General features: G+C 63.0%; 26 protein-coding genes and 1 pseudogene. 10 read left to right on the top strand and 17 right to left on the bottom strand.

What is annotated here, in order from left to right; genetic code table 11:
- The first annotated feature begins 36 nt into the window (after positions 1-36).
- Positions 37-885: a protein-L-isoaspartate O-methyltransferase gene (locus FJ978_RS09775; protein WP_140572023.1), complete on the top strand. Its 849-nt coding sequence runs from the start codon at positions 37-39 to the stop codon at positions 883-885.
- 111 nt (positions 886-996) lie between these two features.
- Positions 997-1647, top strand: coding sequence for a dihydrofolate reductase family protein (locus FJ978_RS09770; protein WP_140572022.1), 651 nt, complete (start codon positions 997-999; stop codon positions 1645-1647).
- A 239-nt stretch (positions 1648-1886) separates the two neighbouring features.
- Here the strand turns inward: FJ978_RS09770 and FJ978_RS09760 are convergent, their stop codons facing one another.
- Positions 1887-2795, bottom strand: a complete 909-nt coding sequence (locus FJ978_RS09760) for a LysR substrate-binding domain-containing protein (protein ID WP_181176763.1) — start codon at positions 2793-2795, stop codon at positions 1887-1889.
- A gap of 56 nt (positions 2796-2851) precedes the next feature.
- Here FJ978_RS09760 and FJ978_RS09755 point away from each other — a divergent pair, with 56 nt between their 5' ends.
- The gene (locus FJ978_RS09755; RefSeq protein WP_013893612.1) at positions 2852-3451 is read left to right on the top strand and encodes a LysE family translocator; all 600 of its coding nucleotides are present in this window, start codon (positions 2852-2854) and stop codon (positions 3449-3451) included.
- Positions 3452-3741: 290 nt separating this feature from the next.
- Here FJ978_RS09755 and FJ978_RS09750 read toward each other — a convergent pair whose 3' ends face one another.
- Positions 3742-4536, bottom strand: a complete 795-nt coding sequence (locus tag FJ978_RS09750) for an SDR family oxidoreductase (RefSeq protein ID WP_140572021.1) — start codon at positions 4534-4536, stop codon at positions 3742-3744.
- Positions 4537-4751: 215 nt separating this feature from the next.
- Here FJ978_RS09750 and FJ978_RS09745 point away from each other — a divergent pair, with 215 nt between their 5' ends.
- Positions 4752-5207, top strand: coding sequence for a MarR family winged helix-turn-helix transcriptional regulator (locus FJ978_RS09745; protein WP_140572020.1), 456 nt, complete (start codon positions 4752-4754; stop codon positions 5205-5207).
- 25 nt (positions 5208-5232) lie between these two features.
- On the opposite strand, the gene FJ978_RS09740 is transcribed toward FJ978_RS09745, so the two are convergent.
- Positions 5233-6411 (bottom strand): MFS transporter, encoded by a 1179-nt coding sequence (locus tag FJ978_RS09740; RefSeq protein WP_140572019.1) that lies wholly within the window; start codon positions 6409-6411, stop codon positions 5233-5235.
- A gap of 208 nt (positions 6412-6619) precedes the next feature.
- On the opposite strand from FJ978_RS09740, the gene FJ978_RS09735 reads away from it, so the two are divergent.
- Positions 6620-6973: a helix-turn-helix transcriptional regulator gene (locus FJ978_RS09735; protein WP_013893608.1), complete on the top strand. Its 354-nt coding sequence runs from the start codon at positions 6620-6622 to the stop codon at positions 6971-6973.
- Between the two features lie 468 nt (positions 6974-7441).
- On the opposite strand, the gene FJ978_RS09725 is transcribed toward FJ978_RS09735, so the two are convergent.
- Entirely contained in the window at positions 7442-7912 is a 471-nt protein-coding gene (locus tag FJ978_RS09725) for a nucleoside deaminase (RefSeq protein ID WP_140572017.1), read from the bottom strand.
- 238 nt (positions 7913-8150) lie between these two features.
- Between FJ978_RS09725 and FJ978_RS09720 the strand changes: the two genes are divergently transcribed.
- The 3 genes from FJ978_RS09720 to carB all read left to right on the top strand — a co-directional run bounded on the left by FJ978_RS09720 (position 8151) and on the right by carB (position 13664).
- Positions 8151-8906 (top strand): metallophosphoesterase family protein, encoded by a 756-nt coding sequence (locus FJ978_RS09720; protein WP_140572016.1) that lies wholly within the window; start codon positions 8151-8153, stop codon positions 8904-8906.
- Between the two features lie 149 nt (positions 8907-9055).
- A complete protein-coding gene (locus FJ978_RS09715) occupies positions 9056-9931 on the top strand; it encodes an SH3 domain-containing protein (protein ID WP_140572015.1) in 876 nt (291 codons plus the stop codon).
- Positions 9932-10160: 229 nt separating this feature from the next.
- Positions 10161-13664 (top strand): carbamoyl-phosphate synthase large subunit, encoded by a 3504-nt coding sequence (gene carB, locus FJ978_RS09710; RefSeq protein ID WP_140572014.1) that lies wholly within the window; start codon positions 10161-10163, stop codon positions 13662-13664.
- A gap of 38 nt (positions 13665-13702) precedes the next feature.
- Here the strand turns inward: carB and FJ978_RS09705 are convergent, their stop codons facing one another.
- From FJ978_RS09705 to FJ978_RS09655, 11 genes are all read right to left on the bottom strand, one after another.
- On the bottom strand, positions 13703-15538 hold the full coding sequence (locus tag FJ978_RS09705; RefSeq protein ID WP_140572013.1) for an AAA family ATPase: 1836 nt from the start codon (positions 15536-15538) through the stop codon (positions 13703-13705).
- Between the two features lie 58 nt (positions 15539-15596).
- The gene (locus FJ978_RS09700) at positions 15597-15989 is read right to left on the bottom strand and encodes a RidA family protein (RefSeq protein WP_140572012.1); all 393 of its coding nucleotides are present in this window, start codon (positions 15987-15989) and stop codon (positions 15597-15599) included.
- A gap of 273 nt (positions 15990-16262) precedes the next feature.
- Positions 16263-16727, bottom strand: a complete 465-nt coding sequence (locus tag FJ978_RS09695; protein ID WP_140572011.1) for a cupin domain-containing protein — start codon at positions 16725-16727, stop codon at positions 16263-16265.
- 168 nt (positions 16728-16895) lie between these two features.
- Positions 16896-17444 carry a DUF4142 domain-containing protein gene (locus tag FJ978_RS09690; protein ID WP_140572010.1) on the bottom strand — a complete coding sequence of 183 codons (549 nt, stop codon included), beginning with the start codon at positions 17442-17444 and terminating at the stop codon, positions 16896-16898.
- 72 nt (positions 17445-17516) lie between these two features.
- On the bottom strand, positions 17517-18260 hold the full coding sequence (locus FJ978_RS09685) for a DUF899 family protein (protein WP_140572009.1): 744 nt from the start codon (positions 18258-18260) through the stop codon (positions 17517-17519).
- A gap of 140 nt (positions 18261-18400) precedes the next feature.
- A complete protein-coding gene (locus FJ978_RS09680) occupies positions 18401-18832 on the bottom strand; it encodes a lysozyme inhibitor LprI family protein (RefSeq protein ID WP_140572147.1) in 432 nt (143 codons plus the stop codon).
- A gap of 107 nt (positions 18833-18939) precedes the next feature.
- Positions 18940-19764 carry a carbohydrate ABC transporter permease gene (locus FJ978_RS09675; RefSeq protein WP_140572008.1) on the bottom strand — a complete coding sequence of 275 codons (825 nt, stop codon included), beginning with the start codon at positions 19762-19764 and terminating at the stop codon, positions 18940-18942.
- 1 nt (position 19765) lies between these two features.
- A complete protein-coding gene (locus FJ978_RS09670) occupies positions 19766-20680 on the bottom strand; it encodes a sugar ABC transporter permease (protein ID WP_140572146.1) in 915 nt (304 codons plus the stop codon).
- Positions 20681-20730: 50 nt separating this feature from the next.
- A complete protein-coding gene (locus tag FJ978_RS09665) occupies positions 20731-21957 on the bottom strand; it encodes an ABC transporter substrate-binding protein (RefSeq protein WP_181176770.1) in 1227 nt (408 codons plus the stop codon).
- A 175-nt stretch (positions 21958-22132) separates the two neighbouring features.
- Entirely contained in the window at positions 22133-22621 is a 489-nt protein-coding gene (locus FJ978_RS09660; protein WP_140572006.1) for a GNAT family N-acetyltransferase, read from the bottom strand.
- A gap of 5 nt (positions 22622-22626) precedes the next feature.
- Positions 22627-23565: a lytic transglycosylase domain-containing protein gene (locus FJ978_RS09655; protein WP_140572005.1), complete on the bottom strand. Its 939-nt coding sequence runs from the start codon at positions 23563-23565 to the stop codon at positions 22627-22629.
- 180 nt (positions 23566-23745) lie between these two features.
- On the opposite strand from FJ978_RS09655, the gene FJ978_RS09650 reads away from it, so the two are divergent.
- Positions 23746-24315 (top strand): methylated-DNA--[protein]-cysteine S-methyltransferase, encoded by a 570-nt coding sequence (locus tag FJ978_RS09650; RefSeq protein WP_140572004.1) that lies wholly within the window; start codon positions 23746-23748, stop codon positions 24313-24315.
- Positions 24316-24350: 35 nt separating this feature from the next.
- Here FJ978_RS09650 and FJ978_RS09645 read toward each other — a convergent pair.
- Positions 24351-24554: pseudogene (locus FJ978_RS09645) on the bottom strand (nuclear transport factor 2 family protein); the annotation flags it as partial.
- Between the two features lie 70 nt (positions 24555-24624).
- On the bottom strand, positions 24625-25527 hold the full coding sequence (locus FJ978_RS09640; protein WP_181176764.1) for an MBL fold metallo-hydrolase: 903 nt from the start codon (positions 25525-25527) through the stop codon (positions 24625-24627).
- A gap of 164 nt (positions 25528-25691) precedes the next feature.
- Between FJ978_RS09640 and FJ978_RS09635 the strand changes: the two genes are divergently transcribed.
- Entirely contained in the window at positions 25692-26582 is an 891-nt protein-coding gene (locus tag FJ978_RS09635) for a LysR family transcriptional regulator (RefSeq protein ID WP_013893587.1), read from the top strand.
- Positions 26583-26641 lie beyond the last annotated feature (59 nt).

Here is a 26641-nt window from a genome sequence, read left to right as displayed (position 1 = left end):
CGACAGATCGCCGGCCCGCGCTATCTCTGCATTGCCATGAGCAATATCGAGGATATCAGGAAATTCTACGCGCGGCTGATGGCGGCCAATGCCGCCTCGCCAGACCCGCGCCTGGAAGAGGTGTTCGCCGAGGTGCCGCGCGAAGCCTTCCTCGGCCCAGGGCCGTGGACGATCATCGCCGGCAACGGCAAGGTCACGACGCCGAGCGCCGACCCGGCGCACCTCTACCAGAACGTGCTGGTGGTGCTCGATGACGACAAGGGCATCAACAATGGCGAGCCGTTCCTGCACGCCATGTGGATCGGAAAGCTGGCGCCGAAACCCGGCGAGGCCGTTTCTCATATCGGCGCTGGTACCGGCTACTACACCGCCTTGCTGGCCAGGCTGGCTTCACCTGGCGGCACCGTCACCGCTTTCGAACTCGACGACAGGCTGGCCGATCTGGCACGCAAGAATCTCGAAGCCTGTGGCAACGCGACCGTCGTCCATGGCGATGCCGTGACGACGCCCTTGCCGCCATCCGATATCATCTATGTCAATGCCGGCGTCGTCGCCCCTCCGGCCGGATGGCTGGAGGCGTTGCGCCCAGGCGGCCGCATGATCTTTCCCTGGCGCCCGGCCGAGCGCGTGCCGCTGGCCGTGATGGTGACCCGTACCGACAGGGGCTTCGCCTGCGATCCCTTCATGCGCTCCTGGTTCGTCCCATGCTTCGGCGCCTCGGTTGCGGAGCTTGCCACAAAAATTCCGACCCGCGACGAGGCGACGCGCAGCCGCTCGATCTGGCTGACCAGCGACAGGACACCGGACCGCACCGCCACCGCGATCTTCAGCGACGTCTGGTTCTCGTCGAAAGGTCTCGAAGCGGCACCGCGCGCCCGGAAATGACGGAGGGCCGCCAGGAATTTCGCGTGCCCTGTCGGATTGGCCGCCGATCGCCCGTCCTTGGGGCTGGAGTCCGGCCACGACGGCATGGATTGGAGAAACGGGAGCATTCGAATGAGAAAGATCATCGCAGCCACCTTCGTCAGCCTCGACGGTGTCATGCAAGCGCCTGGCGGTCCGGAAGAAGATCCGGTCGGCGGCTTCAATTTCGGCGGCTGGACCTTCCATTACTTTGACGAGGTGGGGGGCGCGGCGATGGATGAACTCTTCTCCAAGCCCTTCGCCCTGCTCCTCGGCCGCAGAACCTACGACATCTTCGCCGCGTACTGGCCGTATCAGAAAGACCCGATCGCGGACGCCTTCAACCCCGCGACCAAATATGTGGCCACGCACCGGCCTGACACCCTCACCTGGCAGAACACGCAATCGCTTGGGGAAGACATCATCGCGACGGTGCGCCGCCTCAGCCAGGAGGATGGACCGGACCTGCTCATCCAGGGATCGGCCGATCTGATCCAGACCCTGCTCGCCAACGGGCTGATCGACGAGATCCGGCTGATGATCTTCCCGCTGTTGCTGGGCAAGGGCAAGCGCCTGTTCGGCGATGACGCGATGCCGGCCGCCTTCAAGCTTGCCAAGTCGCAGGCCACCAGCACCGGCGTCATCATCGCCACCTACGAGCGCGCGGGCGAAATCGAGGTCGGCTCGTTTGTCACGGGGGAGCCATCCGACGCGGAGCTCGAGCGGCGGAAGAACTGGAAGTAACAAAACTTGGCACCTTTCCTCTCCCTCCGGAGGGGGGAGAGGTGGCGCCGCGAAGCGGCGACGGAGTGGGGGAAGCCCTCCGCGAAACGCACCACCGCAAGACAGGCACAATCAGGCGGGCAAGAAGACTGAGGCCAGCGGCAGTCAGGCGAAAAAAGATCGACCCCCACTCCGTCGAGCTTCGCTCGACACCTCTCCCCCGATCGACGGGGGAGAGGAACCCAAGCTCCTGCCTGGTCTCAAGCCGCAACCGGCCGCCGGGCCAGCCCGTCGCGTATGTGCCGCGCGAACTCCTGCGCCGCCGGGCCGACGCCGTGCCTTGGCAGATGCAGGTTGATGGCAAAATTCGGCAGCGGCGGCAGCCCCGACTCGAACGGCAGGATGTCGAGGTCCGGAGGCACGGTCGAGGCGAGCCAGGCGGTGACGGCGAGGTCCGATCGCACCGTCGCCGTCGTCGCGTCGATGTTGCCGTTCTCGAACACCGTGCGCCATTCCAGCCCATGTTCGTTGAGCGCCGAAAGCACCGCCGGGCGGAAAGCGCAGGTGTCGGCGACGATCGAAACCGGCAGCGGCCGCTTGGCGCGGGCGACGCCGCCCTTCGCGCCGACCCAGACCAGCCGATCGACGGCAAGGCATTCGCCGGCCGTCGGCCCAACCCGCTCCTCGATCACCGCAAGGTCGATGGTTCCTCCCGCAAGGGCCGTGGCCAGTTCCGGCGACGAGGCGCAGACCAGCGAGATCTCGACCTGCGGATAGGTCTCGGCATAGGCCTTCAGCACCGGCGCCAGCAAGGTGCCGACGAGATCGTAGGGCACGCCGAGCCGCACCTGGCCGGCGACAGCACTTCCCGCCATCTCGGCCCAAATCTCGTCGTTGAGGCTGAGCAGGCGCTTGGCCTTGTCGAACAGCCGCTCGCCGGAGCGCGTCAGGCGCAGGCCGCGCCGGTCGCGCTCGAAGAGGCTGCAGCCGAGCGTCTCCTCCAGCCGCTTGACCTGCTGGCTGACGGCGCCCTGCGTCAGATGCAGCACGTTGGCGGCCGCCGTCATGCTCGCCTTGTCGGCCACGGTGACGAAGGTGCGCACCAGCGCGGTATCGAGATTGCGGATCATCTGTGCATTATAAACGCTAATGTCATGCATCGCAAACATTGCATTTACTGATATCGGCTCAAGTTTACCATGGAGCCTCCGACAAAGGACGCCCCATGCTCCAGCCGATCCTGCCGCTCATCCTGTTTGCCTTCGTGGCCACCGCCACGCCGGGCATCGCCACCACCCTGTCGACCGCCTCGGGCGCGCAGTTCGGCTTTCGCCGGTCGGTTCCGCTGATGATCGGCAGCGCCGCCGGCCTCGCCACCGTGACTGCGGCCGCGGCCGCCGGCCTTGCCGGCCTGCTGCTTGCCGTGCCCTCGCTGCAATTGGCGATGAAGGTGATCGGCTCGCTCTATCTGCTGTGGCTGGCGCTCAAGATCGGCCGAGCCGGGCCACCCAATCTCGATGTGACGATGGCCAGGCCGAACAGCTTTCTTGGCGGCGCCGGCATCCAGTGGATGAACCCCAAGGGCTGGGCGATGGGACTGGGCGCGGCGGCCTCCTTCGCAGCCCTTGCCGACGGGCCGGGACAACTCGCCTTGCTGCTCGGCTCGACCTTCGGCCTCGCCGCCGCCATCTCGCTGTCCGTCTGGTGCGTCGCCGGCATGGTGTTGGCCCGGCTGCTCAAGACCGAATGGCAATGGCGCGCGCTCAACATCGTGCTGGCGCTAGTGCTGGCCGCCTCGATCATTCCGATGTGGCGGCCGGCTTGAGGGCGCGGCGGCCTTGCAGAACCTGGGGCTTGTCCCCTACAAAGCGCTTATGCTGAGCTGGTCGACCCCCACTCCGTCTCGGCTTCGCCGAGCCACCTCTCCCCCGATCCACGGGGTAGAGGAAAGGCGCCAGGCTTTTTGCCGTCAACGCTCGTCCAGCAAAGCCCTTCCTTTCCCTCCGGAGGGGGGAAAGGTGGCGCTGCGAAGCAGCGACGGATTGGGGGAACCACGTGGCAGTCAAGCCTCGGGCCGATCGGTCACGCCAGTCACAGAAGGTATGTGCATTGGCTTCAAACCCCGTAACGCGCCGCCGGCTTGTCTGCATGCAGGCTGCCGTAGAAGGCTTGCCGGGCGCCGAGGAACGTGTCGAGCTTGGCGGTATCGGCAAGTGCGGGCACGGTGACGGCTTCGCCCCTGGCCAGGCCGACAAGGGCGGCATCGACCATGTCGTCGGCGGTCATGATGATCTCCTTCGGAACGTTGGCGATATCGGTGCCGGCAAGTTCCCAGAAATCGGTCCGGGTCGCGCCCGGCAGCACCACCTGCACCTTCACATTGGTGCCCGCGACCTCACGGTGCAGGGCTTCGGTGAAGTTGACGACATAGGCTTTGGTGCCGCTGTAGATGCCGCCGAAGGAGGTGTCGAAGGCGAGCACCGAGGCGATGTTGACGATGCCGCCGCGGTTGCGTGCCAAAAGCCCCGGCAGCACGGCGCGGGTTAGGCGCGTCAAGGCGATGGTGTTGACCTTGATCATGCGCTCGGCCGCGTCGACGTCAGCGGTGGCCACGACGGCCTGACCGCCGATGCCGGCATTGTTGACCAGCAGTGTGATGCTCTCGTCGGCTGTTACAGCTTGCTCGACGCGACGCACATCATCGTCGTTTGCAAGATCGGCGCTGATCACGCTGACCTTGCGATCGTAGGTATGGCGCAGCTTTTCCCCCAGTTCTGCCAGCCGGTCGGCGCGTCGCGCCACCAGCACAAGATCGTAGCCCTGGCCGGCGAGCCGGTCGGCATAGACGGCGCCGATGCCTGACGAGGCGCCGGTGACGACCGCCGTGCCCTTGTTGTTTTCTGCACTCATTATCCTGCTCCTTGTTTCGACCAATTGGTTCGTTTCGACCCGTGTTGCCGGGCTCCGTGGGCAATCGCCCTCGCCTTCACCAAAGTCGCTCAACTCAATAGTGGCATATGCCACTATCAACGAAGTAGGCATATGCCACTATCTTGTCAATGATCTCAACGGGGATTATTTGTCAGGCTGCGACGGACATCATGTCTCTGCCGCGAGGACCTATCATGCCGAAAGACGCCCTGCCCGGCCTTAACCTTTGCAACAACGCCATGCTGCGGCGTGCAACGCGCAAGCTCGGCCAATTCTATGATGATGTACTGGCCCCTTCGGGCCTCAAGGCAACTCAGCAGGGTCTGCTCTACCAGATCCATGTCGGCAACGAGCCGGCAATGGGCGCCCTTGCCGCTGCCCTTGTCATGGATCTGTCGGCGCTCGGCCATACGCTGAAGCCGCTGATCCGCGACGGCTTCCTGGAAACCTTCGCCGACAAGGATGACCGCCGCATCAAGCGCGTCCGGCTGACGCCGTTGGGCCTTGTCAAGCTCGATGAGGCCGTGAAGCTTTGGGAAGTCGCCCAGCGGCGATTCGAGGATCTGGTCGGCAAGGAACAGGCGGCGAAGCTGCGCGCGGTGCTGGATGACATCGCCGCGTTGGATTTCAATCTGCCGTCGGCCACCTGAAGCAGCCGACGGCTTTTCGCAGACCTTATTCCGCCGGCATCGCCACTGGCCTGGCCAGCATCCGGCCGGCCACCACGATACCAAGCCCGACGATCGGGAATGCAGCCGCGACCAGGCCGAGGTCGGCCGGCACGCCATAGCGCAGCACGGCGCCGCCGACCACGGCGCCCAGCGCCACGCCGAGATAGAGCGCCGAGGCATTGAGCGACAGCACGATCGGGGCAGCATCTGGCGCCAGCTTGATGATGCGGCTGGCCTGCGCCGGCGGGAACGCCCAGCCGACAATGCCCCACGGCACCATCATGCCCATCAGCGCCGGTCCGGCAATGTTGTGCGGCAGGAAGGTCGGGATCAGCGAGAAGGTGACCAGCATCGCCGCGCTCAGTGCCAACGACCAGGCAACGGTGCGCGTCGCGCCGAAGCGGTCGGCGGCCTGGCCGCCGGCGACGTTGCCGATGACGGCGCCGACGCCGAAGGCGAGCAGCATGCCGGGCAGCGCCAGCGGGCTGAGCCCAGCACCTTCGATAGCCAGAGGCGCGATAAAGGCGAAGACGGTGAAGGCGCCGATCAGGGCGAAGACCGTCGTCAGCAGGATCGGCATGACGCCGGGACGCAGTGCCGCCGCCAGCCGCCGTTTCAGCGGCAGCTTGGTGCCGACGATCCCGCGCGGCAGCCGATACCACAGGATCGCGCCGGCCAACGCGCCGAGCCCGGCGATGGCAAAGAACGTGCCGCGCCAGCCCGCGACCGTGGCCACCAGCGCACCGAGCGGCGCGCCGAGCGCAACGGCCACCGTGGTGCCGCCGACGACGACGGCGATGGCGCGGGCACGGTGGTGGTCATCGACCAGCGCCACCGCCGTACCTTGCGCGGTCGCCGCGAACAGGCCCGACGACAGCGCCATGATGATGCGCGCGATGAGCAGCACTTCGAAGGACGAGCTCAAGGCGGCGGTAACATTGCCGACGACGAAGAACACCAGCGTCCACAGGATGACGCGGCGCCGGTCCCATTCGCCGGTGAGCGTCGCCAGGATCGGCGTGCCGATCGCATAGGCGAGCGCGAAGGCAGTGATCAATGTGCCTGCCAGCGGGATGGAAATGCCTGCATCCCCAGCGATATCGGGCAGAAGGCTGGAAATGACGAAGCCCTCGGTCGAGATCGTGAACGATCCGAGCGCGAGCCAGAAGAGACGCTTGTCCATGGGGAAGTGTCCTTAGTTCAAAAGTTATTGAACAATTGTACATAACAGGGCATGATGTCAATGAAGCCAGGGGAAAATAGCTGAACCATCCTGACAGCTCTGTGTCAGTACAAAGGTCAGCACGGGTCGAAACGGGAGAAACAGTGTGTACGGGCAGGCGAGGACGGATGCGTTGAAATCGGCCCGAACTGCGCTTAGGTTTCCAGCCATGACGCTGCCTCACCCCAATACGGACCAGATCAGCCTGCCCATCGTGCTCGGCGTGCTCGGCGACCCGACGCGGCTTGCCATCGTGCGCTATCTCGCCAGCAAGGAAGGCGTACCGCTGAACTGCAGCCGGTTCCTCGATCTCGGTTCGAAGACGAATTTGAGCTATCACCTCGCCAAATTGCGCGAGGCCGGCGTCACCCGCACCGAAGTGGTCGGCACCAACCGGATGATCACGCTGCGCCGCGTCGACCTCGACGCCCGCTTCCCCGGCCTGCTCGACAGTGTCATCGCCGCGGCCGGCAACTCTGCCCTTCCAGCGGTCGGCGGCCCCGACATCGAAGTGCCGGCATAGCCTCAAAACTCGATCGGATGGCTGACCAATGGCCAAGTTGGGTGGAAGTCTACGTCGCCCGATCAGCACATTCTCGGGAATCGGACTTTCGAGCCAGGAGTGATCGATGCGTAGCTCTCAAATGGAAAAATACGTCTGGGCGTCGATCCTATATTACGCTGTGGCCGTGGTGGCGTCTGTGCTTCTTGTAGCCGCTTGTATGAGCGGCCTTGGCGTCGCGTGGACCCTGATTGCAATATTCGGATATTTTGCGCTGATTGCATCTCTTAATATCTGGCGACGCAGAAGGCACCCCCGAAGCCTGTATCCGATAGAATTGACCAAATGGCGATTGGACAGCTAGTCGTCAGTGCAACATGCCACGCAGCCAGATAACTTTTTGGAAGGGCCTACCGCGTCTTTCGGCCCGACGCTCTACTTCTATTTCGCGAAATAGCCCGCCACTCGTAATCTAAGGTTCTGGCGCCCCTAGCGCTGCCAAAAACCGATATGCGGCGCGAGAAGCTCCTCCTCCATCTCTGGGAAAGGGCCGTGGACCTCGATCGGCTTCTGCCCGGAGGCAAGGACCGTGCGCGACGCGAGGTTCATCGTCGGGTTGTCGGCATGGTCGCCAGTCAGCTCCAGAAGCTTGGTCTCCTCGAAGCCGTAGACCAGCCGGCCGATATTCGCCCAGTAAAGCGTTCCGGTGCACATCGCGCAGGGCTCGCCGGTCGAGACCAGCGTGCAGGACCAGAGGAATTCCGGCGGATAGGCGTCCGCGGCACGCCGGGCGAGTTCGGTTTCGGCGTGGCGCACGGTGCTGATGTTGCCTTGCCCCATGAGGATGCGATCGTCGGGGCCGACGAGCACACAGCCGAAAGGATGGTGCCCGTGCGCGGCGGCGTCGCGCGCGACGTCATTGGCAGCGCGCAGGTGGGCGAACATCCGGTCGCGGGTCATCGCCTGGTGCCTTTCGAGGCTGTCTAAGCGGATATTCCCATATGAACTTCGGGACGGCGTGGACGCTAGCAAATGCAGTGCTTCCGCGATAGCCACGGCTGGGCTGCCCAGTGGTCCCGTCCCGAACGATCTCAAGAGCCTGATGACAACGACCGGGGCTTGATAACGAAGGCGGGGGCTTGATAACGAAGAAGGGCCGGAAAGGCCTCCAACGGGCCGCGCCAAGGGAGCCCACCGCATGCGCATAGCCGTCCTCGCCGATATCCACGGCAACATACTGGCGCTGGATGCCGTGCTGGAGGATTTGGCGCGGCGTGGCGGCGCCGATCTCACCGTCAATCTTGGCGACAGCGTTTCCGGCCCGCTCTGGCCGCGCGAGACGTTTGCAAGGCTGCAGGCGCTGAACCTGCCGACGGTGCGCGGCAACCATGATCGCCGCGTCGCGGCCGACCCCGCCAATGACGAGATGTGGCCCTCGGACGTCTACGCGCAGGAGCGGCTGACGCAGGCGCAGCGCGCGGTGCTTCTCGCGCAACCCCTCACCCTGGAGATCGCACCCGGCGTCATCGCCTTCCACGCCCGTCCCGACCATGACGAGAAATATCTCACCGACGCGATCGTCGATGGCCAGTTGGTGCGCGCGCCGCTGGCGGCGATCCGGCGCCGGCTGAAGGCGCTCGACCCGGCCTGCCGCATTGCGCTGTGCGGCCACAGCCACCGCGCCGAGTTGGTCCGTGTTCCCGATGGCCCGGTCATCTTCAACCCCGGCAGCATCGGCTGCCCTGCCTATGACGATTCAACGCCGCCGGCACATGTCTCCGAGCAGGGCTCGCCGCACGCCCGCTACGGCATCGTCACCTTGGGCGGCGCCGGCCTGCCCGACCGTTTCGAGGCCATTGCCGTCGACTACGACCACGAGGCGGCCGCACGGCACGCCGAGCAGGCGGGACGGCCGGAATGGGCCCACGGCTTGCGCACCGGCTTCATGCCGTAGACCGCGCGGCCGGCTTCCCAGCGATCGACCGGCACCAGCTTTGCCACAATTTTCGGACTTACATGGCGGCCCGTCGTCCCCTATAAAACCGGCCGGGCATGCGGCGGGACTGCCGCGGCATGGTGTTTTGAATATCGGCGCACGGCCAAATGATGAGGCGCACAGTTACGCTCCGAACAAGTTTGCAGGCGCTGATTGCCGCTCCGCTGCTGATCGCGGCGTGGCCGGCCGTTGTCCCTGCCCATGCCGAAGACTTCATTTCGGTCGTCACCGGGCTTGCCCCCGACGACCTGCTGAATATCCGCGCCAAGCCATCGCCGATCGGCAAGACCGAGGCCCGCCTGGCCGGCGGCGCAAGCGTACGCAACCTCGGCTGCAACGACATTGACGGGCACCCCTGGTGCAAGGTCGAGTCCGACAATCCCAAGGCCACCGGCTGGGCACCCGCGCGCTACCTCGTGCCTCTCAATCCGGCGACCGTTTCCGATCTGGACCAGGCGGCGGACGCGCCTGCCGGCGATGCCGCCGCCCCTCCGCCGGCGCCTGATCTGACGGCACGGCTGGGCGAGGAGGCCCACGCCGCCGAACCGCCGATGAAATCCGTTGCCGAGACCGCCATGCAGGATGCCTATGGCCTGGCTCTGGCGGCTGAGACCCCGCCGGCCGGGGCGGTTGCCGATCCCGCTGCGGCTGCACCCGTCGATAAGCAGACCGTCGCGGAACTCCCGCCCCAGCCCGACCCTCTTGCCTCTGGCGGCGGCATCGAGATTCCCTGCGCCCGCAAGGTCGGCCAGCCGATGACGCGCTGCGCGGCAATCGTCGTGCACAAGGGCACCGACAAGGCCGAAGTGACCGTGACCTGGCCCGATGGCGGCACGCGCGTCATCGCCTTCGACGCCGGCCGGCCGGCTGGCTCGGACGCGGACGGCAATTTCCGCTTCACCCGCGAGGGCAGCCTCAACATGATCCGCATCGGCGAGGCCGAGCGTTTCGAGATCACGGATGCCATTGCGTTTGGGGATTAGGGGTTAGACAGTAGGGACTAGATGGGAAGAAAAGCGTTCAGCAGCGCTTCCTATGGCCTACTGCCCAATCCCTACTGCCTAATCCCTCCCCTCATTTTCGGGGTTACATCCGACAAAACTCTTCCCTATAAGGCCCTCCTAGCCTGATACCAGAATCGCAAGCACAACCGGCCGGGTCTTCCCGTCCCGGTTTTTCGTGTAAGCCGCTCGCCGAACGGAATCCGAACCCATGCCAAGACGCACTGACATCAAGTCGATCCTGATCATCGGGGCCGGCCCCATCGTCATCGGCCAGGCCTGCGAGTTCGATTATTCCGGCACCCAGGCCTGCAAGGCGCTCAAGGAAGAAGGCTTTCGCGTCATCCTGGTCAATTCCAACCCGGCCACCATCATGACCGATCCGGAACTGGCCGACGCCACCTATATCGAGCCGATCACGCCGGAAGTGGTCGCCAAGATCATCGCCAAGGAGCGGCCCGACGCGCTGCTGCCGACCATGGGCGGCCAGACCGCGCTCAACACCGCTCTGTCGCTGCGCCGCATGGGCGTGCTCGAGCGCTACAATGTCGAGATGATCGGCGCCGACGCCATGGCCATCGACAAGGCCGAGGATCGCGCGCTGTTTCGCGAGGCGATGAGCAAGATCGGCCTGGAAACGCCGAAGTCGATGCTGGCCAACGCCACCGACGTCAAGAACGCCGACCGCAAGACGCATGAGGCAGAGCGCGCCGCGCTGAAGGCCGAGAAGCCGGCCGATCTCGATACCGCGCTCGATGCGCTGGAGACACGCTGGAACCTCGGCGAAGGCGACCGCAAGCAGCGCTATATCAGCCACGCCATGGCGATCGCCGCCCAGGCGCTCGACCATGTCGGCCTGCCGGCCATCATCCGCCCCTCCTTCACCATGGGCGGCACCGGCGGCGGCATCGCCTACAACCGCGCCGAATTCTACGACATCGTCCAGTCCGGCCTCGACGCCTCGCCGACCACCGAAGTGCTGATCGAGGAAAGCGTGCTCGGCTGGAAGGAGTACGAGATGGAGGTCGTCCGCGACAAAGCGGATAACTGCATCATCGTCTGCTCGATCGAGAACATCGACCCGATGGGCGTGCACACGGGCGATTCGATCACCGTCGCCCCGGCGCTGACCTTGACCGACAAGGAATACCAGATGATGCGCAACGCCTCGCTCGCGGTGCTACGCGAGATCGGCGTCGAGACCGGCGGCTCCAACGTGCAGTTCGCCGTCAACCCGGCCGACGGCCGTCTGGTGGTGATCGAGATGAACCCGCGCGTCTCGCGCTCCTCCGCGCTGGCCTCCAAGGCGACCGGCTTCCCGATCGCCAAGATCGCCGCCAAGCTTGCCGTCGGCTACACGCTGGACGAGCTGGAGAACGACATCACCGGCGGCGCCACGCCCGCCTCGTTCGAACCCTCGATCGATTACGTGGTGACCAAGATCCCGCGCTTTGCCTTCGAGAAATTCCCTGGCGCCGAGCCGGTGCTGACGACCGCCATGAAGTCGGTCGGCGAAGTCATGGCCATCGGCCGCACCTTCCAGGAATCGCTGCAGAAGGCGCTGCGTGGACTGGAAACCGGCCTCACCGGCCTCGACGAGATCGAGATCCCCGGTCTCGGCCACGGGGCGGCAGTTGCCAGCCATGTCGACGACCGCAACGCCATCCGCGCCGCCTTGGGCACCCCAACGCCGGACCGGCTGCGCATGGTGGCGCAGGCGATCCGCATGGGCACCTCGCTGGAAGACGTGCACGCCATGTGCAAGATCGACCCATGGTTCCTCGAACAGATCGCCGGCATCCTGGCCATGGAAGCCCGCATCCGCGAGCACGGCATCCCGCAGGACGCCGTCAATCTGCGCATGCTGAAGGCGATGGGCTTCTCCGACGCCCGCCTCGCGTCGCTGACGAAGACCGACGCCGAAGTGATTCAGAAGATTCGCGAAAAGCTCGACGTTCATCCAGTTTATAAACGCATCGACACCTGCGCCGCCGAGTTCGCCTCGCCGACCGCCTACATGTACTCCACTTATGAAGTGCCGTTCGCAGGCAGCCTCGCCAACGAGGCGCAGGTCTCGTCGCGAAAGAAAGTCGTCATCCTCGGTGGAGGCCCGAACCGCATCGGCCAGGGCATCGAGTTCGACTATTGCTGCTGCCACGCGGCGTTCGCGCTGCGCGACGCCGGCTATGAAGCGATCATGATCAACTGCAACCCCGAGACCGTGTCGACCGACTACGACACCTCGGACCGGCTCTACTTCGAGCCGCTGACGGCCGAGGATGTGCTGGAGATCCTGCGCGCCGAACAGGCCTCTGGCGAGCTGGTCGGGGTCATCGTCCAGTTCGGCGGCCAGACGCCGCTGAAGCTGGCGGACGCACTGGAGAAGGCCGGCATCCCGATCCTCGGCACCTCGCCCGACATGATCGATCTGGCGGAGGACCGCGACCGCTTCCAGAAGCTGCTGCACAAGCTCAACCTCAGCCAGCCGAAGAACGGCATCGCCTATTCGGTCGAGCAGGCCCGCCTCGTCGCCGGCGAGCTCGGCTTCCCGCTGGTGGTGCGCCCGTCCTATGTGCTGGGCGGCCGCGCCATGCAGATCATCCATGACGAGAGCATGCTGCAATCCTATTTGCTCGACACCGTGCCCGGCCTGGTGCCGGAGGACATCAAGCAGAAGTACCCCAACGACAAGACCGGCCAGATCAACACGCTCCTGGGCAAGAACCCGCTGCTGTTCGACACCTATCTCTCCGGCGCCATCGAGGTCGATGTCGACTGCCTCTGCGACGGCAAGGCGACCTTCGTCTCCGGCATTCTGGAGCACATCGAGGAGGCCGGCATCCATTCGGGCGACAGTGCCTGCTCGCTGCCGGTCCATTCGCTGCCTTCCGAACTGGTCGACGAGCTGGAGCGCCAGACGGCCGCCCTTGCCCGCGCGCTCAATGTCGGCGGGTTGATGAACGTGCAGTATGCGATCAAGGACGGCACGGTCTATGTGCTGGAGGTCAACCCGCGGGCGTCGCGCACCGTGCCCTTCGTCGCCAAGACGATCGGCAGACCAATCGCGAAAATCGCCGCCCGCATCATGGCGGGCGAGAGCCTGGAAGACGCCTTCGCCCATTACGGCGCTATGCCCGATCCCAGGAACCCCGGGCACATCGCGGTCAAGGAAGCCGTCTTCCCCTTCGCCCGCTTCCCCGGCGTCGACATCTTGCTCGGGCCGGAAATGCGCTCCACCGGCGAGGTCATGGGCCTCGACCGTGATTTCGCGCTGGCCTTCGCCAAGAGCCAGTTAGGGGCCGGCGTCGACCTGCCCCGCTCCGGCACGCTGTTCGTCTCGGTGCGCGACGAGGACAAGAAAGGCATCCTGCCGGCGGTCAAGCGCCTCGCCGGCCTCGGCTTCAAGGTGCTGGCGACCTCGGGCACGCAACGCTTCCTCGCCGAAAACGGCGTCGTCGCCGAAAAGATCAACAAGGTGCTCGAAGGCCGCCCCCACATCGAAGACGCCATCCGCAACCGCCAGGTCCAGATCGTCTTCAACACCACGGACGGCCAGAAGGCGGTGTCGGACTCGAAGTCGCTGCGCAGAGCAACGCTGATGCAGAAAGTGCCGTATTACACGACATTGTCAGGCGCCGCGGCCGTGGCGGAGGCGATCGCGGCGCTGAAGGCGGGGAGCCTCGAGGTCAGGCCGCTGCAGGAGTATTTTGCGTAAGTGATTAGCTGATAACTAAGTTGGCGTCTTTGTCCGGTCTAAAGTCTGATCCTTGGACGGAGTACTTTAGTTCGCGATTCCGCAGCAGGCGACGAATTCTCGGCACCTGAAATAATTGCCTCTACCGCTTTGAATACTAAATCAAATGCAGAAAACGCTTCATCCGGCAACTGCGGCACCACAGTGTTGGCAAACGCCATTTTAGAACCTTCATCAATTAACTGAACCTCTGTTCCGCCGTCCAGCGCCACCCGAACTGTTTCACTTCCTAGTCTTCTAGAAGCAGTCATCGGGGCTAATACCAGCCGCCGACCATCAACGACCGTTGTCAGGTACTCATCCGCAAACAAGAATTCGATTGGCAGGTTTTCGTTTGCGGCACACGACCTTCTATAATCAGGAATGGGTAGGAGAAGTCCGAACGACCGCCCATTTTTTGAAGACTTTGCGCCTGAGAAAAGATCGTTCGCCACAAAGTTGTTATCTAGTTTCCATTCTTTTATCCCGCTCTCATCTCGATCAAATAGGCCAATGACCACGTGAGGATTATCCGCCGCAAGTGCCTTCAGACAAAGAGACAATTTAGATGCTCCAGCGGCGCCGCCGCTGCTTCCATCGCTGGTATCACAGTTTTTTATTCGAAACGTTTGCCTCGTTTTTCGAATCCTCTTCCAAGCCTCCGTAAGAATCATTTCGTCAGTTTTGCCTTCGGTAAGCAAAATAGGAGATTTTATCTCGAACAATTCGCCACGAACAACGTCAATTTCTTCTTTAAATTTTATTATTTCTAGTTGCTGAGCTGAATATGACTCAAGAGCTTTGGCAACGGCGGGAAGGTAAAAACCTTCACCAATTGCAGTTGCCGCATCAAATCGCTCAAGATTCTTACCTTGCACGATTGAAGCGCTCCCATCTTGCAAATCTCTTGTTACGTAGAATCGAGATATCTTTTCGGAAGTAAGATTGTAGAAAGAGGGGCTATGCGTAGTGGTAAATATCTGAACTCCTTCACCCATGGCAATTTTTAGAAGGCGAACTGCTTCCGCCTCCGCCGCAACAAAATCCAAGGAGTTTTCCGGCTCCTCAAACCCCCAAATATGAAATTGAAAACGATCTTTTTTTGAAATGAAATTAAGCAACTCAGGTATATGCCGAGCCTTGATCCCATCACCTCTTTGCGTTGTAAGAGATTTTGAGATCCCTCCCGCATTGCTGATTGTTTCAAAATCTAAGGTTTGGAATAGTTCATCCATTCTGCTAGGTGAGGAAATTTTAGTCTCATGAGCTATCTCTTTGGGCAACTCCGAAAAAAGGCTGCTTGTTAGACTTTGAACCCTGCCTGCGAAATCACCCACGGTGGACACAAACTCCTCGGAATCAGACAGAGTCTCATAGATATTGAATAGGAGGCTTCTAAATATTGCAGGATCTTTTATCGCTGGTATATAAATAAACCTAAATAGGTTTAAGAATCTAGTGACAATGTGCCTCTGATTTTCTCGAATATGAGAAGAAACCTCTTCATGGTAATCGTCGCCACGAGAGACAGTCCACTGCCTTTTTACATAGAAACTATTTCCAAGGGACCTTTGGTAGTTTTTAGGTGTTGCAAACGTAATTTTTACATATATAAATTTTCTTACGTCGTCAGAGTTTTGAGATTCCAAGAGACGTCGATCCGAAAAGTCGATGCTAAAATTGTAATCATTTATGTGATCGGTCTTATTGTTAAAAAACAAATTAAGCGCTCTGACTATGTTCGATTTGCCAACATCATTTTTCCCAAATATGATATTTAGATGATTGCATCTATAGAGAGTGACTTTATAAAAACTGCGAAAATAAGCAATTTCGATTTCTTGAATGAGATTCACGGTCGGTCCCCTTGCCTCAACGGGAGACTACTACAAATTTTAGCCGCCAAACAACGTGTTACCCCACCGCCACACATTCAATCTCGATATCAAACTCCATCGGCCAGGACGCCACCGGCACAAAGCTCCGCGCCGGCGGGTTCACGCTGAAATACCGCGCATAGACCCGATTAATCGCGTTGTAGAAGCCGGAATTGACGGCGTAGATGCGCACCATCACTACATTTTCCAGCGAAGTCCCGGCCGCTTCCAGGCAATGTTTCAGCGCCTTCAGCGATGCCTCGGTCTGCACCTCGATGTCGCCGCGCACCATCTCGCCGGTCACCATGTCCACCGGCGGCGTCGCCGAGATGAACACGAAGCCGTTGGCCTTCACCGCGGTCGAACAGGGCAGGCCGAGCGAGCGCACCTTGTCCGACATGACGGGTACTTCGATGATTTCTTTTTTCATGGTGATACTCCCTGGGGTTGGCGGGAGCTTATCGCGCTAGCGGCCGAACACCAGCGCAGTTCTTTCCTTCTCCCCCTGTGGGAGAAGGTGGCACGGCGCGTCAGCGCCGGGTCGGATGAGGGGTGTTCCAGCTTGGCGATACCGTCAAACAATTACGAGATCGAACCAGAAAACACCAACGCCTCACTCCGCTGGAGCACCCCTCATCCATCTTGCCGCTTCGCGGCAATCCACCTTCTCCCACAGGGGGAGAAGGAAAGGCCGGCACCTCGCTCACCCCTGCCCCGGATACGGCGTCCCATCCTTGTGCAGGAACCGTCCGTCGGAACTCGGGCTCATCATGTCGATGTCGGAGCAGGTGATGACGTCGTCCGGATTGCGCGAGCCGACCTCGAGGTAAACAGCCGTCGTCGCCGAGCGGTTGATCATATGGTGGCCGTTGCCGTTGTTCTTGGCGAAGGCAGCACTATCGCCGGCCCTGAGCAGCGTCTCGCCGCCATCCTCGACCAGCGTCAGTTCCCCTTCCAGCACGTAGACGAGTTCGTCCTCATGGCTGTGCCAGTGGCGCTGGCTCGACCAGCCGCCGGGCGGAAGCGTCATCAAATTGACGCCGAAATCAGTGAGGCCGCCGGCATCGCCCAGGCGACGGCGCGTGCGGGTGGCGCAGGGGGCATTGAAGGGTGCCGGGTAGCCGGAGCCTTGGCGGACGGGCACGGTGGCGAGGTCGATCTTGGGCATGGGTGCTTCCTCGGGTGATGGCCGCAGTTTAATTCGCGACGGGCGCGGAGCCAACTTGCGGCACCGGGTTCGCCACTGGAAGCGCTGCCGTCGCGCCCGTAGAGCGCCGATTTTGAACAGTTCACGTTCTTTGGCTTTGCTCACCGACCCCCCGACCACCTCGAACCCCTAATGCGCCGCCGCCAGGTTCTTCACATGCTTCTCGTGCATCTGCAGCGTCGGCAGCGTCTTCTTGGCGAACTCCTTCAGCGCCGGGTCGTCGCCGGACTGGGCGTAGGTCGAAAACATCGCCACCGCCTGCTTGTGCGCCTCCGCCTGCAAGGCGATGTACCTGGCCTGGAAGGCGTCGCCGTCCAGCGCCTTGAGCTGGTCGAGCATCGCCTGGTCCTTGGGCAGCAGCGGCGGGCCTTCCGGCGTGACCGACGCCGTGGTCTGGCTGTTTTCGCGCGCCGCCTTGAAATCCTCGCCGGCCTTGGTGTGGTCCTTGATCATCAGTTCGGCAAAATCCTTCACATCGGCTGCGACACCCTTGGTCTCGGCCAGCTTGCTGCTCTCGATCTCGAAGCGGTTGGCGCTGACCAGCGTTTTGGAAAAAGTGTCGGTGTCGACCTTGTTTTCCGACACCGGCGGCACGTCGGCAGGCGTCGCCTGCTGCGCGAAAGCCGCGGGCGTGCCGGCCAGAAGGGCAAGCGTGGCAAGAGTGAGATGGGGTCTCATCTGGTTTCTCCCGTGTTCGAATCCTCGAAGGTCCAACGCGGCAGATGCGGTGAAGTTGCGCTTGGGCGTCGCTCAGTGGCAGCACGCCTCGCCATATTGCAGCTGCTCGTGCCAGTTCGGCCGGCCCTCGGGCGTGAAATCCATCAGGTTCCACAGAATCTCGCAGGTACCGACAGCGCGCGGGTCCTGGCCGGGATCCGTCGGCGCGAAGCCGAGCTCGGACGACCAGAAATGGCGGATGCCGTCATTATCGCGGTGGAACACCGAGAGCAGCGGGATCTGCGCGCCGTCGGCATCCTCGGCGTTGTAGTCACGCTTGAAGCTGTTGGAAGCCGACGACACCAGCCGCATGTTCCTCCAGCCACGGTCGCGGCCGAGCGTAATGAGGTTTTCGAGCCCGGTCTTGGCCACCACGGCGAAATTGAAGCCGGCGGCCTGGAGGTGCCCGACCGCGCCGTCGAACTGGTCGAGCAGCGCCGTGCAGGACGGGCATGGCTGGTCCGGCCGGGCGAGCTTGGCCGTGCCGCCGCTGGTGGCGACATCGCGCGTTTCCTGCGGATGGCGGGGAAACATCATTTGATAGAGGATGAGGGTGTCCTTCCCAGGCGCGAACAGCTCCGACAGTTTGACCTTGGCCGGCTTGCCATCGGCGCCCAGCGCATCGAAGACATAGTCCTGGCGGATCAGCCCGCCCGGCGGCAGCGCGCGGCGTGCCTCGGCCACGGCTTCCATGGCGCGGCGCAGCTCGATTTCCTTTTTCAACAGCTTTTCGCGGGCGGTGCGGTATCTGGCGGATTCGTTGGGAAAGGTGATCATGGTGGGCTCCTTGCGTCGTCGCGCCGGCATCCCGGCGCGGTTGCTCTACGACCCAAGGACGTTTCGTCGCGATCGGTTCCGACATTTTTGCGCGCTGCGTGGCGACGACGGACCACCTCTCCCGCAAGGGCGGACGAACGCTACTGCGCCGTCGGCACCGGGCAATTGATGTCGCCTTCGGGACAGTTGAGATAGGTCTTGAAATCGCTCAATCGGTCGTTGGTGAGCGACGTCTGGCAATTGGCGACGACCATTGGGTAGATGGTGCCCGCCTGGTCGATCGGACCGCCCTGGAACTTGCATTCGGCATCGCGGAAGGCGACCCAGGCGCGCTGCGCGTCGACCAGCAATTTCTTCGACGCCGCATTGTCCTTCAGCCGGCCTTCGATCTGCCTGTAGGCGTCGTTGAGCTTCTTGTCGGCGGCGGTGAAGTCCTTGCCGGCGCATTGGTTCATGGTGGTCTGGTCCTGCGCGTTGGCGCAGTCGGCGGCGGCACGAGCCGGGCCGGAAGTGAGCGGAGCGGCAAGGATCACGATGGCCAAGGTCAGGGTGCTGGAAAGCAGAAGCCGCATCATATTTCCTCCGGTTTCAACAAGCCCCATACAGACGAAGCTTAGCAACCGGAAGCATCCAGGCAAGATGCCGACTGGCAGCTTGGTGGACAGTTCCTTTCCGCTCCTCACCCCTTGACCCCGCCGGCGGTGAGGCCGGAGACGATCTTGCGCTGGAAGATCAGCACCAGCACCACCAGCGGCACGGTGACGATCACCGACGCGGCCATGATGTTGCCCCACGGGATCTCGAACTGCGAATTGCCCGACAGCAGCGCGATCGCCACCGGCACGGTGCGCTGTGCATTGTTGGAGGTGAAGGTCAGGGCAAACAGGAATTCGTTCCACGCACCGATGAAGGCGAGCAGCCCGGTGGTCGCCAGCGCCGGCCACATCAGCGGCAGGAAGATCCGCGTGATGATGATCCACGGCGTCGCGCCGTCGAGGATCGCCGCCTCCTCGACCTCCACCGGCAGGTCGCGCACGAAGGCGGTGAGCACCCAGACGGTGAACGGCAGCGTGAAGATCATGTAGGAAAAGATCAGCGAGAACAGCGAATTGTAGAGGCCGAACAGGCGCACCAGTTCGAACAGCCCGGCCAGCACCGCCACCTGCGGAAACATCGACACCGACAGGATGGCGAACAGCAGCGCCGAGCGGCCACGGAAGCGGACGCGCGCCAGCGCATAGGCCGCGGTGACGCCCAGGAAGAGCGAGAGTGCCACCACCGCGCCCGAAACGACCAGCGAATTCACCAGGTTGCGAGCGAAGCTGCCTTCGGTCAGCACGTTGCGGTAGTTGCCGAGGCTGAACGTCTTTGGCCAGAGGTCGGCCTGGAACAGCTCGGTTCCGGATTTCAGGCTGGTGACGATGGCGTAGTAGAACGGGAACACCGCGACGAAGACGATTACCCCAACCAGCAGGTAAAAAGCCGTGCGCTTCAGGAGCCACATTTCAGCGGCCTCCATCCAGGCTGATGCGGCCGACCCGGATGGTGGCGATGGTGAGCAGGGCCAGGATCAGGAAGAGCAGCGTCGAGGCGGCCGAGCCATAGGCGAACTTGTCGAACTCGAACAGGTTCTCGCGGGCGAACACCGACATCGACTTGGTGTGCACATTGTTGGGCGTCAGCACATAGATCAGGTCGAAGATGCGCAGCGCATCGAGCGCGCGGAAAATGACGGCCACCATCACCGCCGGGCGGATCAGCGGCAAGGTCACCCGCCAGAATATCTGCCATGGATTGGCGCCGTCGAGCTTCGCCACCTCGATGATCTCGCGCGGCAGCATCTGCAATGCGGCCAGGATAAGCAGCGTCATGAATGGCGTCGACTTCCAGACGTCGACGATCAGCACCGCCGCCATTGCGGTTTCGGCACTGGCCGTCCAGGCGATCTTGCCGTCGATCAGGCCGAAATTGATGAGCACGACATTGATGATGCCGAACTGGTCGTTCAGCATCCACTGCCACATCTTGGCCGAGACGATGGTCGGGATCGCCCAGGGGATCAGGATCGCCGCCCTGACGATGCCGCGGCCAGGGAATTCGGCATTGAGCACCAGCGCTACGATCATGCCGAGGATCGTCTCGCAGCTCACCGAAATCGCCGCGAAGCGCACCGTGTTCCAGACGGCGCGCCACCACACCGGGTCGACCAGCAGGCCGTCATGGAGGACCCGGCCGCTCGGCATTGTGAACACCGAGAAATAATTGGCAAAGCCGACCCACTGGCGCGCGTCGAGATCGGCCAGCGAGGCGTCGGTGAAGCTGAAATAGACCGTGCGGGCAAGCGGCCAGCCGGCCGCGGCGGCCAGCACCAGCAGCATCGGCGCCAGGAAAAGCCACGCCGAGCGAACGCGCTGTGCCATCAGCCGCGAGCGCGGGCGCCCGGCCTGGCTGGCGCCTGCCGGCTCCGCGCTCACCAGCCGCGGCCCTTCAGCCTGGTCAGCGTCGCTTCGAGATCGGCCAGATTGTCAGCGGCGGCGCCGTCGCCCGACAGCGTGTTGTGAACGGCATTCCAGAACTGGCTCGATGCCTCGTTGTACTTGATCCCTGTCGCGGACGAGGGACGCGGCACCGCATTGAGAAAGATCTGCTTCCAGTGCGGAACGATCGGCTGTTCCCTGGCGATGTCGGCATCGTCATAGAGCGCCTGGATGGTCGGCAGGTTGGATGTCTTCAGCGTGCGGTATTTCTGCATCGCCGGCGAGGCGATGAACTTGACCAGCTCGATCGCCGCGTCCGGATGCTTCGAATATTTGGAGACGGCGAGGTTCCAGCCGCCGAGCGTCGCGACCGGCCGGGCGCCTTCGCCCGTGCCGGCCGGCAGCGGCGCCACGTCGAACTTGCCCTTGATCGGCGATCCTTCGCCGTTGCCGAGCGCATAGGCATAGGGCCAATTTCGCATGAACACCGCGTTGCCTGTCTGCCAGACGCCGCGCGATTCCTCTTCCTGGTAGGCGAGCACGCCGGGCGGCGAGATGGTGCCGATCCAGCCCTTGGTCATGTCGAGCGCCGCTGCCGCTTTGGGATTGTTGATGGAGACGGTGCCGTCCGGCTCGATGATCTGGCCGCCGCCATTCGACATCACCCATTCGAGCGCGTTGCAGGTCAGCCCCTCATAGGCATTGCCCTGGAAGACGAAACCCCAGATATCGCGATTGCCGGCGGCACGTTCCTTGTCCATCACCAGCTTCGCGGTATCGCCCAGCTCCTTCCAGGTGGCCGGCACCTTGGCGCCGTATTTGTCGAGGAGATCCTTGCGGTAGTAGAGCGCCGGGGCATCGGTGAAGATCGGCAGGGCGACGAGCTTGCCGTTGACGGTCTGCGACTGGATGATTGAGGGGAAATGCGCACCCACGACATCGCGCGTCGCCGCGGTCAAATCCACGAGCTGGCTGGCGAGCTGCGGCGCCCAGATGACATCGGTCTGGTAGATGTCGATGTCGCTGTTTCCAGCGGCAAGCCACAGCCGGTACTGGCCGAACTGGTCGGTCCCGGACGACGGCATGACGACGATCGAGACCTTGTTGCCGCTTTCTTTCTCGTAGCGGTCGAGGATCTCGCGCAGCACCTTGATGCCGTTGCCGGTGTCGCCCGACACGATCGACAATTCGACGGCACGCACTGGGACCGTTCCCAGCATGACGGTGACCGCCAACGCCAGAAATGCATGGAAAAGCTTCACGATGGCGAATCTCCATGCTGAGGGCGACGCGGACACGCCGGCAGTTCGTCAGGCCCCGCCGTTCAATGAATGCAAAGCGACGCTTTGGGTTCCCTGGCCATCGCGGCCAACCAGCGATCGGGCCGATCGGAAGCTAGCCCTCCCAGGCGATGGGCATCATCCCCAGCCGCTCGTAGAGCCGCACGGCGGCGGCGTTCTCGACCGTGTTGGTCTTGAGGTCGACATGGTCGGCGCCGCGATCGCGAAAGGCGGAGAAGACGTGCCGCATCAGTGCCTCGCCGACGCCGTTGCCGCGCGCCTCGGGATGGACGGCGAGATCCTTGACGAAAGCGCGCGTCCAGCAAAGCGCCGCCGCCGCCAGCCGGCCCTTGGCGTCGATGACGAGGAAACAAAGCGCGGGGTCGAATTCGGGATCACCGGATATGCGCGGCCACCATTCGTCGAACGGGCCGTCGGCGCCGTCGTCGAATACGTCGCCGAGCAGTGCATGCAGGGGCAGCGCGTCACCGGGCTCAAACGAGCGCATGGTAAAACCCTCCGGCCAGTGCGGTGCAACGATCGTCTCGTCGAGGATCTTGCGCAGCCGGATGTCGTCAGGGGCCGGCGGGCGCGGTTCAGGCATCGCGCTCAGGCGTCGGGCTGGAGGCGCTGCCGTTTGCGGTCGGTGCCGAGGCCCGTCGCCTCGAGCAGGCCCTTGCGCTTGGCGTCGAAATAATAGCCGGTCTGGTAGAGCCAGTCGGCCTTCTTGGCATTGCCGTCCGACACCAGCCAGGCGCCACGCAGATATTTGACCGCGTATTTGAGGTTGGTCTCGGCATCGAACAGGCCCTTGGCCGGTCCGTCATAGCCCATGCCGCGGGCCGTCGCGTGCTTGATCTGCATCAGGCCCCAATGGCCGTTGTTGTAGGCCTTGGGATTGAAGGTGCTTTCGCGGTTGACGACGTGGCGAACCAGATCCACCGGCACCTGGTAAAGGGCGGCGTATTTGACGATCAGCCGGTCGACGTCACCGCGCATGCCTGTGTGCTCTTCCTGCGCCGGAGCGGCCGGATCGACCGGCGCGGACGGGAACTGCACCAGGGCAGCCGGATTCTGCGGCACGACATAGGCCACCTGCTGCACGCCGGGCATGGTTTTCAGGCCACCCTTGGCGACTGCGGGCACGATGAGCCCTGCGGTCGTGTATGTCTCGGCCACCTTGGCCGCTTGCCCCGCCTTGGTGGGCGGCGGCGCCTGCCAGGCATTGGCGGTCATCACCGCCGGCATGGCCGGCGCGGTTGGCGTCGCTCCGGCAAAGGCGGCGGTCGCCGCGGCAGCGGGATCGAGACCCGGCGCGGCCACGCCAGGCGTCAGTTCGGTCGCCTGGACGGGCACGATGCCAGAGGATTGCGGCAGCACCGAAACCTTGTCCGGCAACGGTACCGTGAAGCCTGCATCGCTGCCGGCAACTTCAGCGGTTTCGGTCAGGGATGGCGCGGCCTTCATCTGCGAGGTCGACGTGCAACCGCTAAGGCCGGCAGCGGCGACGATCACGCCGATCGCGATAAGGTTCAGTTTTGCTGGCAAGCCGCGCTCGGGTCCGGTTCGTCGGGTGTTAAGAAATCCCTTACACCAGCGATTCAGCACCGGCAATCAGGGCCATCAGGTGGTTTTCGGGTGGCGAGACGCAGGCGGTGATGCCATATTGTTCCTGATATGTACTGGCAGGAATCCCGGATTTCGCCGCTTTGCGGAAAGGAGCGCATCATGGAAACGCCATCTTCGATCACAGCCGGCCACGCAGTGTTAGAAACAGTGATCGGTTTCATGGGCATCGCCTGGAGCGAAAAGGGCCTGATCCGGCTCTGCCTGCCCGAACGCAGCCGCGAAGCGGTGGAGCGGCGGCTGATGCGCCATCCCGGCGTTTCCGCCTCCACGGCCCAGCCACCATGGGTGGTCGACCTGATCGCTTCGATCAAGGCATATGCCACAGGCGAGGACGTCGATTTCACCGGCATACCCGTCGATCTCGACGGCGTCGACGATTTCCGCCTCGCCATCTACGACGCGGCGCGAAAGCTCAGCTATGGGCAAACCACCACCTATGGCGAACTCGCCAAGCGCGCCGGCCATGCCGGCCTGCCGCGCGAAACGGGTGCTGCCCTTGGCGCCAATCCGGTGCCGCTGGTCATCCCCTGCCACCGCATCCTGGCCGCCGGCGGCAAGATCGGCGGCTTCTCGGCACCCGGCGGCTCGGTCACCAAGGAAAGGATGCTGGCCATGGAAGGCGTGCGCGTCGGCCCGCCGCCGCCGGCGCAGGTCTCGTTCGGCTTCTGAACCGGCGGCAGGGGCCTGGATCAGAACCCCGTGCATCAGTACATCGGTCGCTTGTTCGCCGGATTGGCCGGCACCGGCTGCATCACGTCCCAATGCTCGGCGATCTTGCCATCCTCGACGCGGAAAATATCCACGATGACGGTCTCCGCCATGTCGCCCGTCTTCGGCTGGACGACCTCCGTCATGACAAGGTCGCCGTCGGCGATCACCCGCTTGAAATCCACCTTCTGTCTTGGCCATTGGGCGCCGCCGTTCTCCTCGGAAGTTCCCTCGATAGTCCGGCGGATCAGATCGAGGGTCGGTGCCACGTCAGCCCCACTTCATCTCGCCCTTGGCGACCTTGGATCCGATATCGAGGGCAACGCCCATGCCGAGACCTGGAAAGCGGGCCTCCATGGCTGCCTTTAGCGCTGCGCTGTCGGCCGCCTTGTTCAGCTCGCCCTCGAAGGCGAGGAGATAGGATTTGGTGAATTCCACCGCCGAAGGACCGGTCGCGGCATCGGGGGTCATATGGCCCGGCACCACGACGGCGGGGTGGCGCGCTGCAACCGCATCCAGCGTCTTGACCCAGGCGGCACGGCTTTCCTTGGTCTGCGTGTCGGCGGTCCAGACATGAACACCCGCGAAGATCATCACGCCGCCGAACACGGCATTGAGCGACGGCACGAACAGGTACCGGCGATTGGCTAGTCCTTCTTCGGCATTGACGATCTCGATCGTCTCGCCGTCGATCGTGAGCGTTGGGCCGTCGAAAGCCTCGGGCAAGACGATGTCGGTCAGCGCCTGAGGGCCATTTTCCTTCAATTGCGGGCCCCAGACCGCGAGCTTCTTCTCCACGCTGTCCTTGATGGCTTCGAGCGTGGCTGAAGCAGCGATCACCTTTGCCTCCGGGAAGGCTTCCCGCACCGGCTTCAGGCCGAAGTAATAATCGGGATCGGACTGGCTGACATAGATGGTGGTCAGCTTCTTGCCTGTGGCCTTGATGGCCTCGGCGAGCGCTTTGCCGTCCGGATAGGTGAAGCCGCCATCGATCAACAGGGCCTCGCTCGGTCCAGACAGCAGCACCGGCGCGCGGAAGAAGCCGTTCGGACCCGCCGGGAAATGTTTCCAGTCGAGTTTGCTGCCGGCGGCCTGGCCGCGCTCCGCGGATGCGAAGACGGCGGTTGCGCCGAGGGCCAATGACGTCTTCATGATCTGTCTCCTCGTAAACATCGAATAGCTCCTTTGAATGGAATGGGATCGGGTGGCGGTGGCATCCGCGGGTCCGCCGCTGATGAAAGGACAGATCGGAAGGTAGCCCCGTTGGATTAATTGATAAATTATCTATAATAATACAGACTGTATGCCATCAGCTTACAATAAATCGAAGGCGTCCCATGGAACCGATCAACCTCAACCGCCTCGCCTATTTTGCCACCGTCATCGACGCGGGCTCGTTTACCCGGGCAGCCGAGCGGCTTGGCATCACGAAGGCCGTCGTCAGCCAACAGGTCGCCCGCCTTGAAGCCGAACTGCAGACCACGCTTCTCGTGCGCACGACGCGAAGGCTCGAGCCGACCGAAGCAGGCCGCCTTCTGCATGCACGTTGCGTCATGATCCTGCGGGACGTTGAAGAGGCAGTCGCCGAGGTCGCAGAGGGCAACACCGAAGTGGCGGGTGTGCTGCGCGTTTCGGCGTCCAATGACTATGGCGCGATCGTGCTGGCCCCGATCGCCGCCCGCTTTCGACAGGAATTTCCAGCCTGCGGCGTCGAACTGTTCATTTCCGATGCCATAATTGATTTGATCGGCAGCAAGATGGACCTGTCCATCCGGGTCGGTTGGCTGGAAGATTCCAGCCTGCAGGCGCGCCGCATCGGCACCTTCCGGCAGATCCTCGTCGCTTCACGGGATTTTGCCGCCAAGGTCACGGTGGACGAACCGGAAGATCTTGCTTCCTTGCCGCTCGTCGCCAATTCCGTCCTTCGCAAGCCGTTCACCTGGAGCTTCACCCGAGGCGATGTCGAGCCGCGGACGGTCACCATGCGCGAGACGTTCTCCATCAACTCGACACCGGCCGTCCTGGAAGCGACGCTCGCCGGCGGCGGGCTGGCGGTTCTGCCGGACTATCTGATCGCCGACTATCTATCGCAGGGTCGTCTCGTCCATATGCTGTCTGACTGGGCGCTGCCCTCCGGCGGCATTCACGTGGTCTACCCGGCCGCACGCTTTCGCCCGCAAAAGGTGACGCGGTTCGTGTCCATGCTCATGGAACAGATTCGCGAATGAAAGCGCATGCCGCCGAGCGGCGCAGGTTGAACAACTGAGAAAGCCTCCGCTGCAGTCGA

It is taken from the genome of Mesorhizobium sp. B1-1-7, assembly GCF_006442705.1.
Classification (GTDB): Bacteria; Pseudomonadota; Alphaproteobacteria; order Rhizobiales; family Rhizobiaceae; genus Mesorhizobium; species Mesorhizobium opportunistum.
This window is presented reverse-complemented; position numbering and strand designations above follow the sequence as displayed.

Bases quoted from the DNA above. Each gene is read 5' to 3' on its own strand.
- FJ978_RS09775 (WP_140572023.1), top strand. From the start codon at position 37: ATGAGCAATATCGAGGATATCAGGAAATTCTACGCGCGGCTGATGGCG.
- FJ978_RS09770 (WP_140572022.1), top strand. From the start codon at position 997: ATGAGAAAGATCATCGCAGCCACCTTCGTCAGCCTCGACGGTGTCATG.
- FJ978_RS09760 (WP_181176763.1), bottom strand. From the start codon at position 2,795: ATGTTTGCGATGCATGACATTAGCGTTTATAATGCACAGATGATCCGC.
- FJ978_RS09755 (WP_013893612.1), top strand. From the start codon at position 2,852: ATGCTCCAGCCGATCCTGCCGCTCATCCTGTTTGCCTTCGTGGCCACC.
- FJ978_RS09750 (WP_140572021.1), bottom strand. From the start codon at position 4,536: ATGAGTGCAGAAAACAACAAGGGCACGGCGGTCGTCACCGGCGCCTCG.
- FJ978_RS09745 (WP_140572020.1), top strand. From the start codon at position 4,752: ATGCCGAAAGACGCCCTGCCCGGCCTTAACCTTTGCAACAACGCCATG.
- FJ978_RS09740 (WP_140572019.1), bottom strand. From the start codon at position 6,411: ATGGACAAGCGTCTCTTCTGGCTCGCGCTCGGATCGTTCACGATCTCG.
- FJ978_RS09735 (WP_013893608.1), top strand. From the start codon at position 6,620: ATGACGCTGCCTCACCCCAATACGGACCAGATCAGCCTGCCCATCGTG.
- FJ978_RS09725 (WP_140572017.1), bottom strand. From the start codon at position 7,912: ATGACCCGCGACCGGATGTTCGCCCACCTGCGCGCTGCCAATGACGTC.
- FJ978_RS09720 (WP_140572016.1), top strand. From the start codon at position 8,151: ATGCGCATAGCCGTCCTCGCCGATATCCACGGCAACATACTGGCGCTG.
- FJ978_RS09715 (WP_140572015.1), top strand. From the start codon at position 9,056: ATGATGAGGCGCACAGTTACGCTCCGAACAAGTTTGCAGGCGCTGATT.
- carB (WP_140572014.1), top strand. From the start codon at position 10,161: ATGCCAAGACGCACTGACATCAAGTCGATCCTGATCATCGGGGCCGGC.
- FJ978_RS09700 (WP_140572012.1), bottom strand. From the start codon at position 15,989: ATGAAAAAAGAAATCATCGAAGTACCCGTCATGTCGGACAAGGTGCGC.
- FJ978_RS09695 (WP_140572011.1), bottom strand. From the start codon at position 16,727: ATGCCCAAGATCGACCTCGCCACCGTGCCCGTCCGCCAAGGCTCCGGC.
- FJ978_RS09690 (WP_140572010.1), bottom strand. From the start codon at position 17,444: ATGAGACCCCATCTCACTCTTGCCACGCTTGCCCTTCTGGCCGGCACG.
- FJ978_RS09685 (WP_140572009.1), bottom strand. From the start codon at position 18,260: ATGATCACCTTTCCCAACGAATCCGCCAGATACCGCACCGCCCGCGAA.
- FJ978_RS09680 (WP_140572147.1), bottom strand. From the start codon at position 18,832: ATGCGGCTTCTGCTTTCCAGCACCCTGACCTTGGCCATCGTGATCCTT.
- FJ978_RS09675 (WP_140572008.1), bottom strand. From the start codon at position 19,764: ATGTGGCTCCTGAAGCGCACGGCTTTTTACCTGCTGGTTGGGGTAATC.
- FJ978_RS09670 (WP_140572146.1), bottom strand. From the start codon at position 20,680: ATGGCACAGCGCGTTCGCTCGGCGTGGCTTTTCCTGGCGCCGATGCTG.
- FJ978_RS09665 (WP_181176770.1), bottom strand. From the start codon at position 21,957: ATGCTGGGAACGGTCCCAGTGCGTGCCGTCGAATTGTCGATCGTGTCG.
- FJ978_RS09660 (WP_140572006.1), bottom strand. From the start codon at position 22,621: ATGCCTGAACCGCGCCCGCCGGCCCCTGACGACATCCGGCTGCGCAAG.
- FJ978_RS09650 (WP_140572004.1), top strand. From the start codon at position 23,746: ATGGAAACGCCATCTTCGATCACAGCCGGCCACGCAGTGTTAGAAACA.
- FJ978_RS09640 (WP_181176764.1), bottom strand. From the start codon at position 25,527: ATGTTTACGAGGAGACAGATCATGAAGACGTCATTGGCCCTCGGCGCA.
- FJ978_RS09635 (WP_013893587.1), top strand. From the start codon at position 25,692: ATGGAACCGATCAACCTCAACCGCCTCGCCTATTTTGCCACCGTCATC.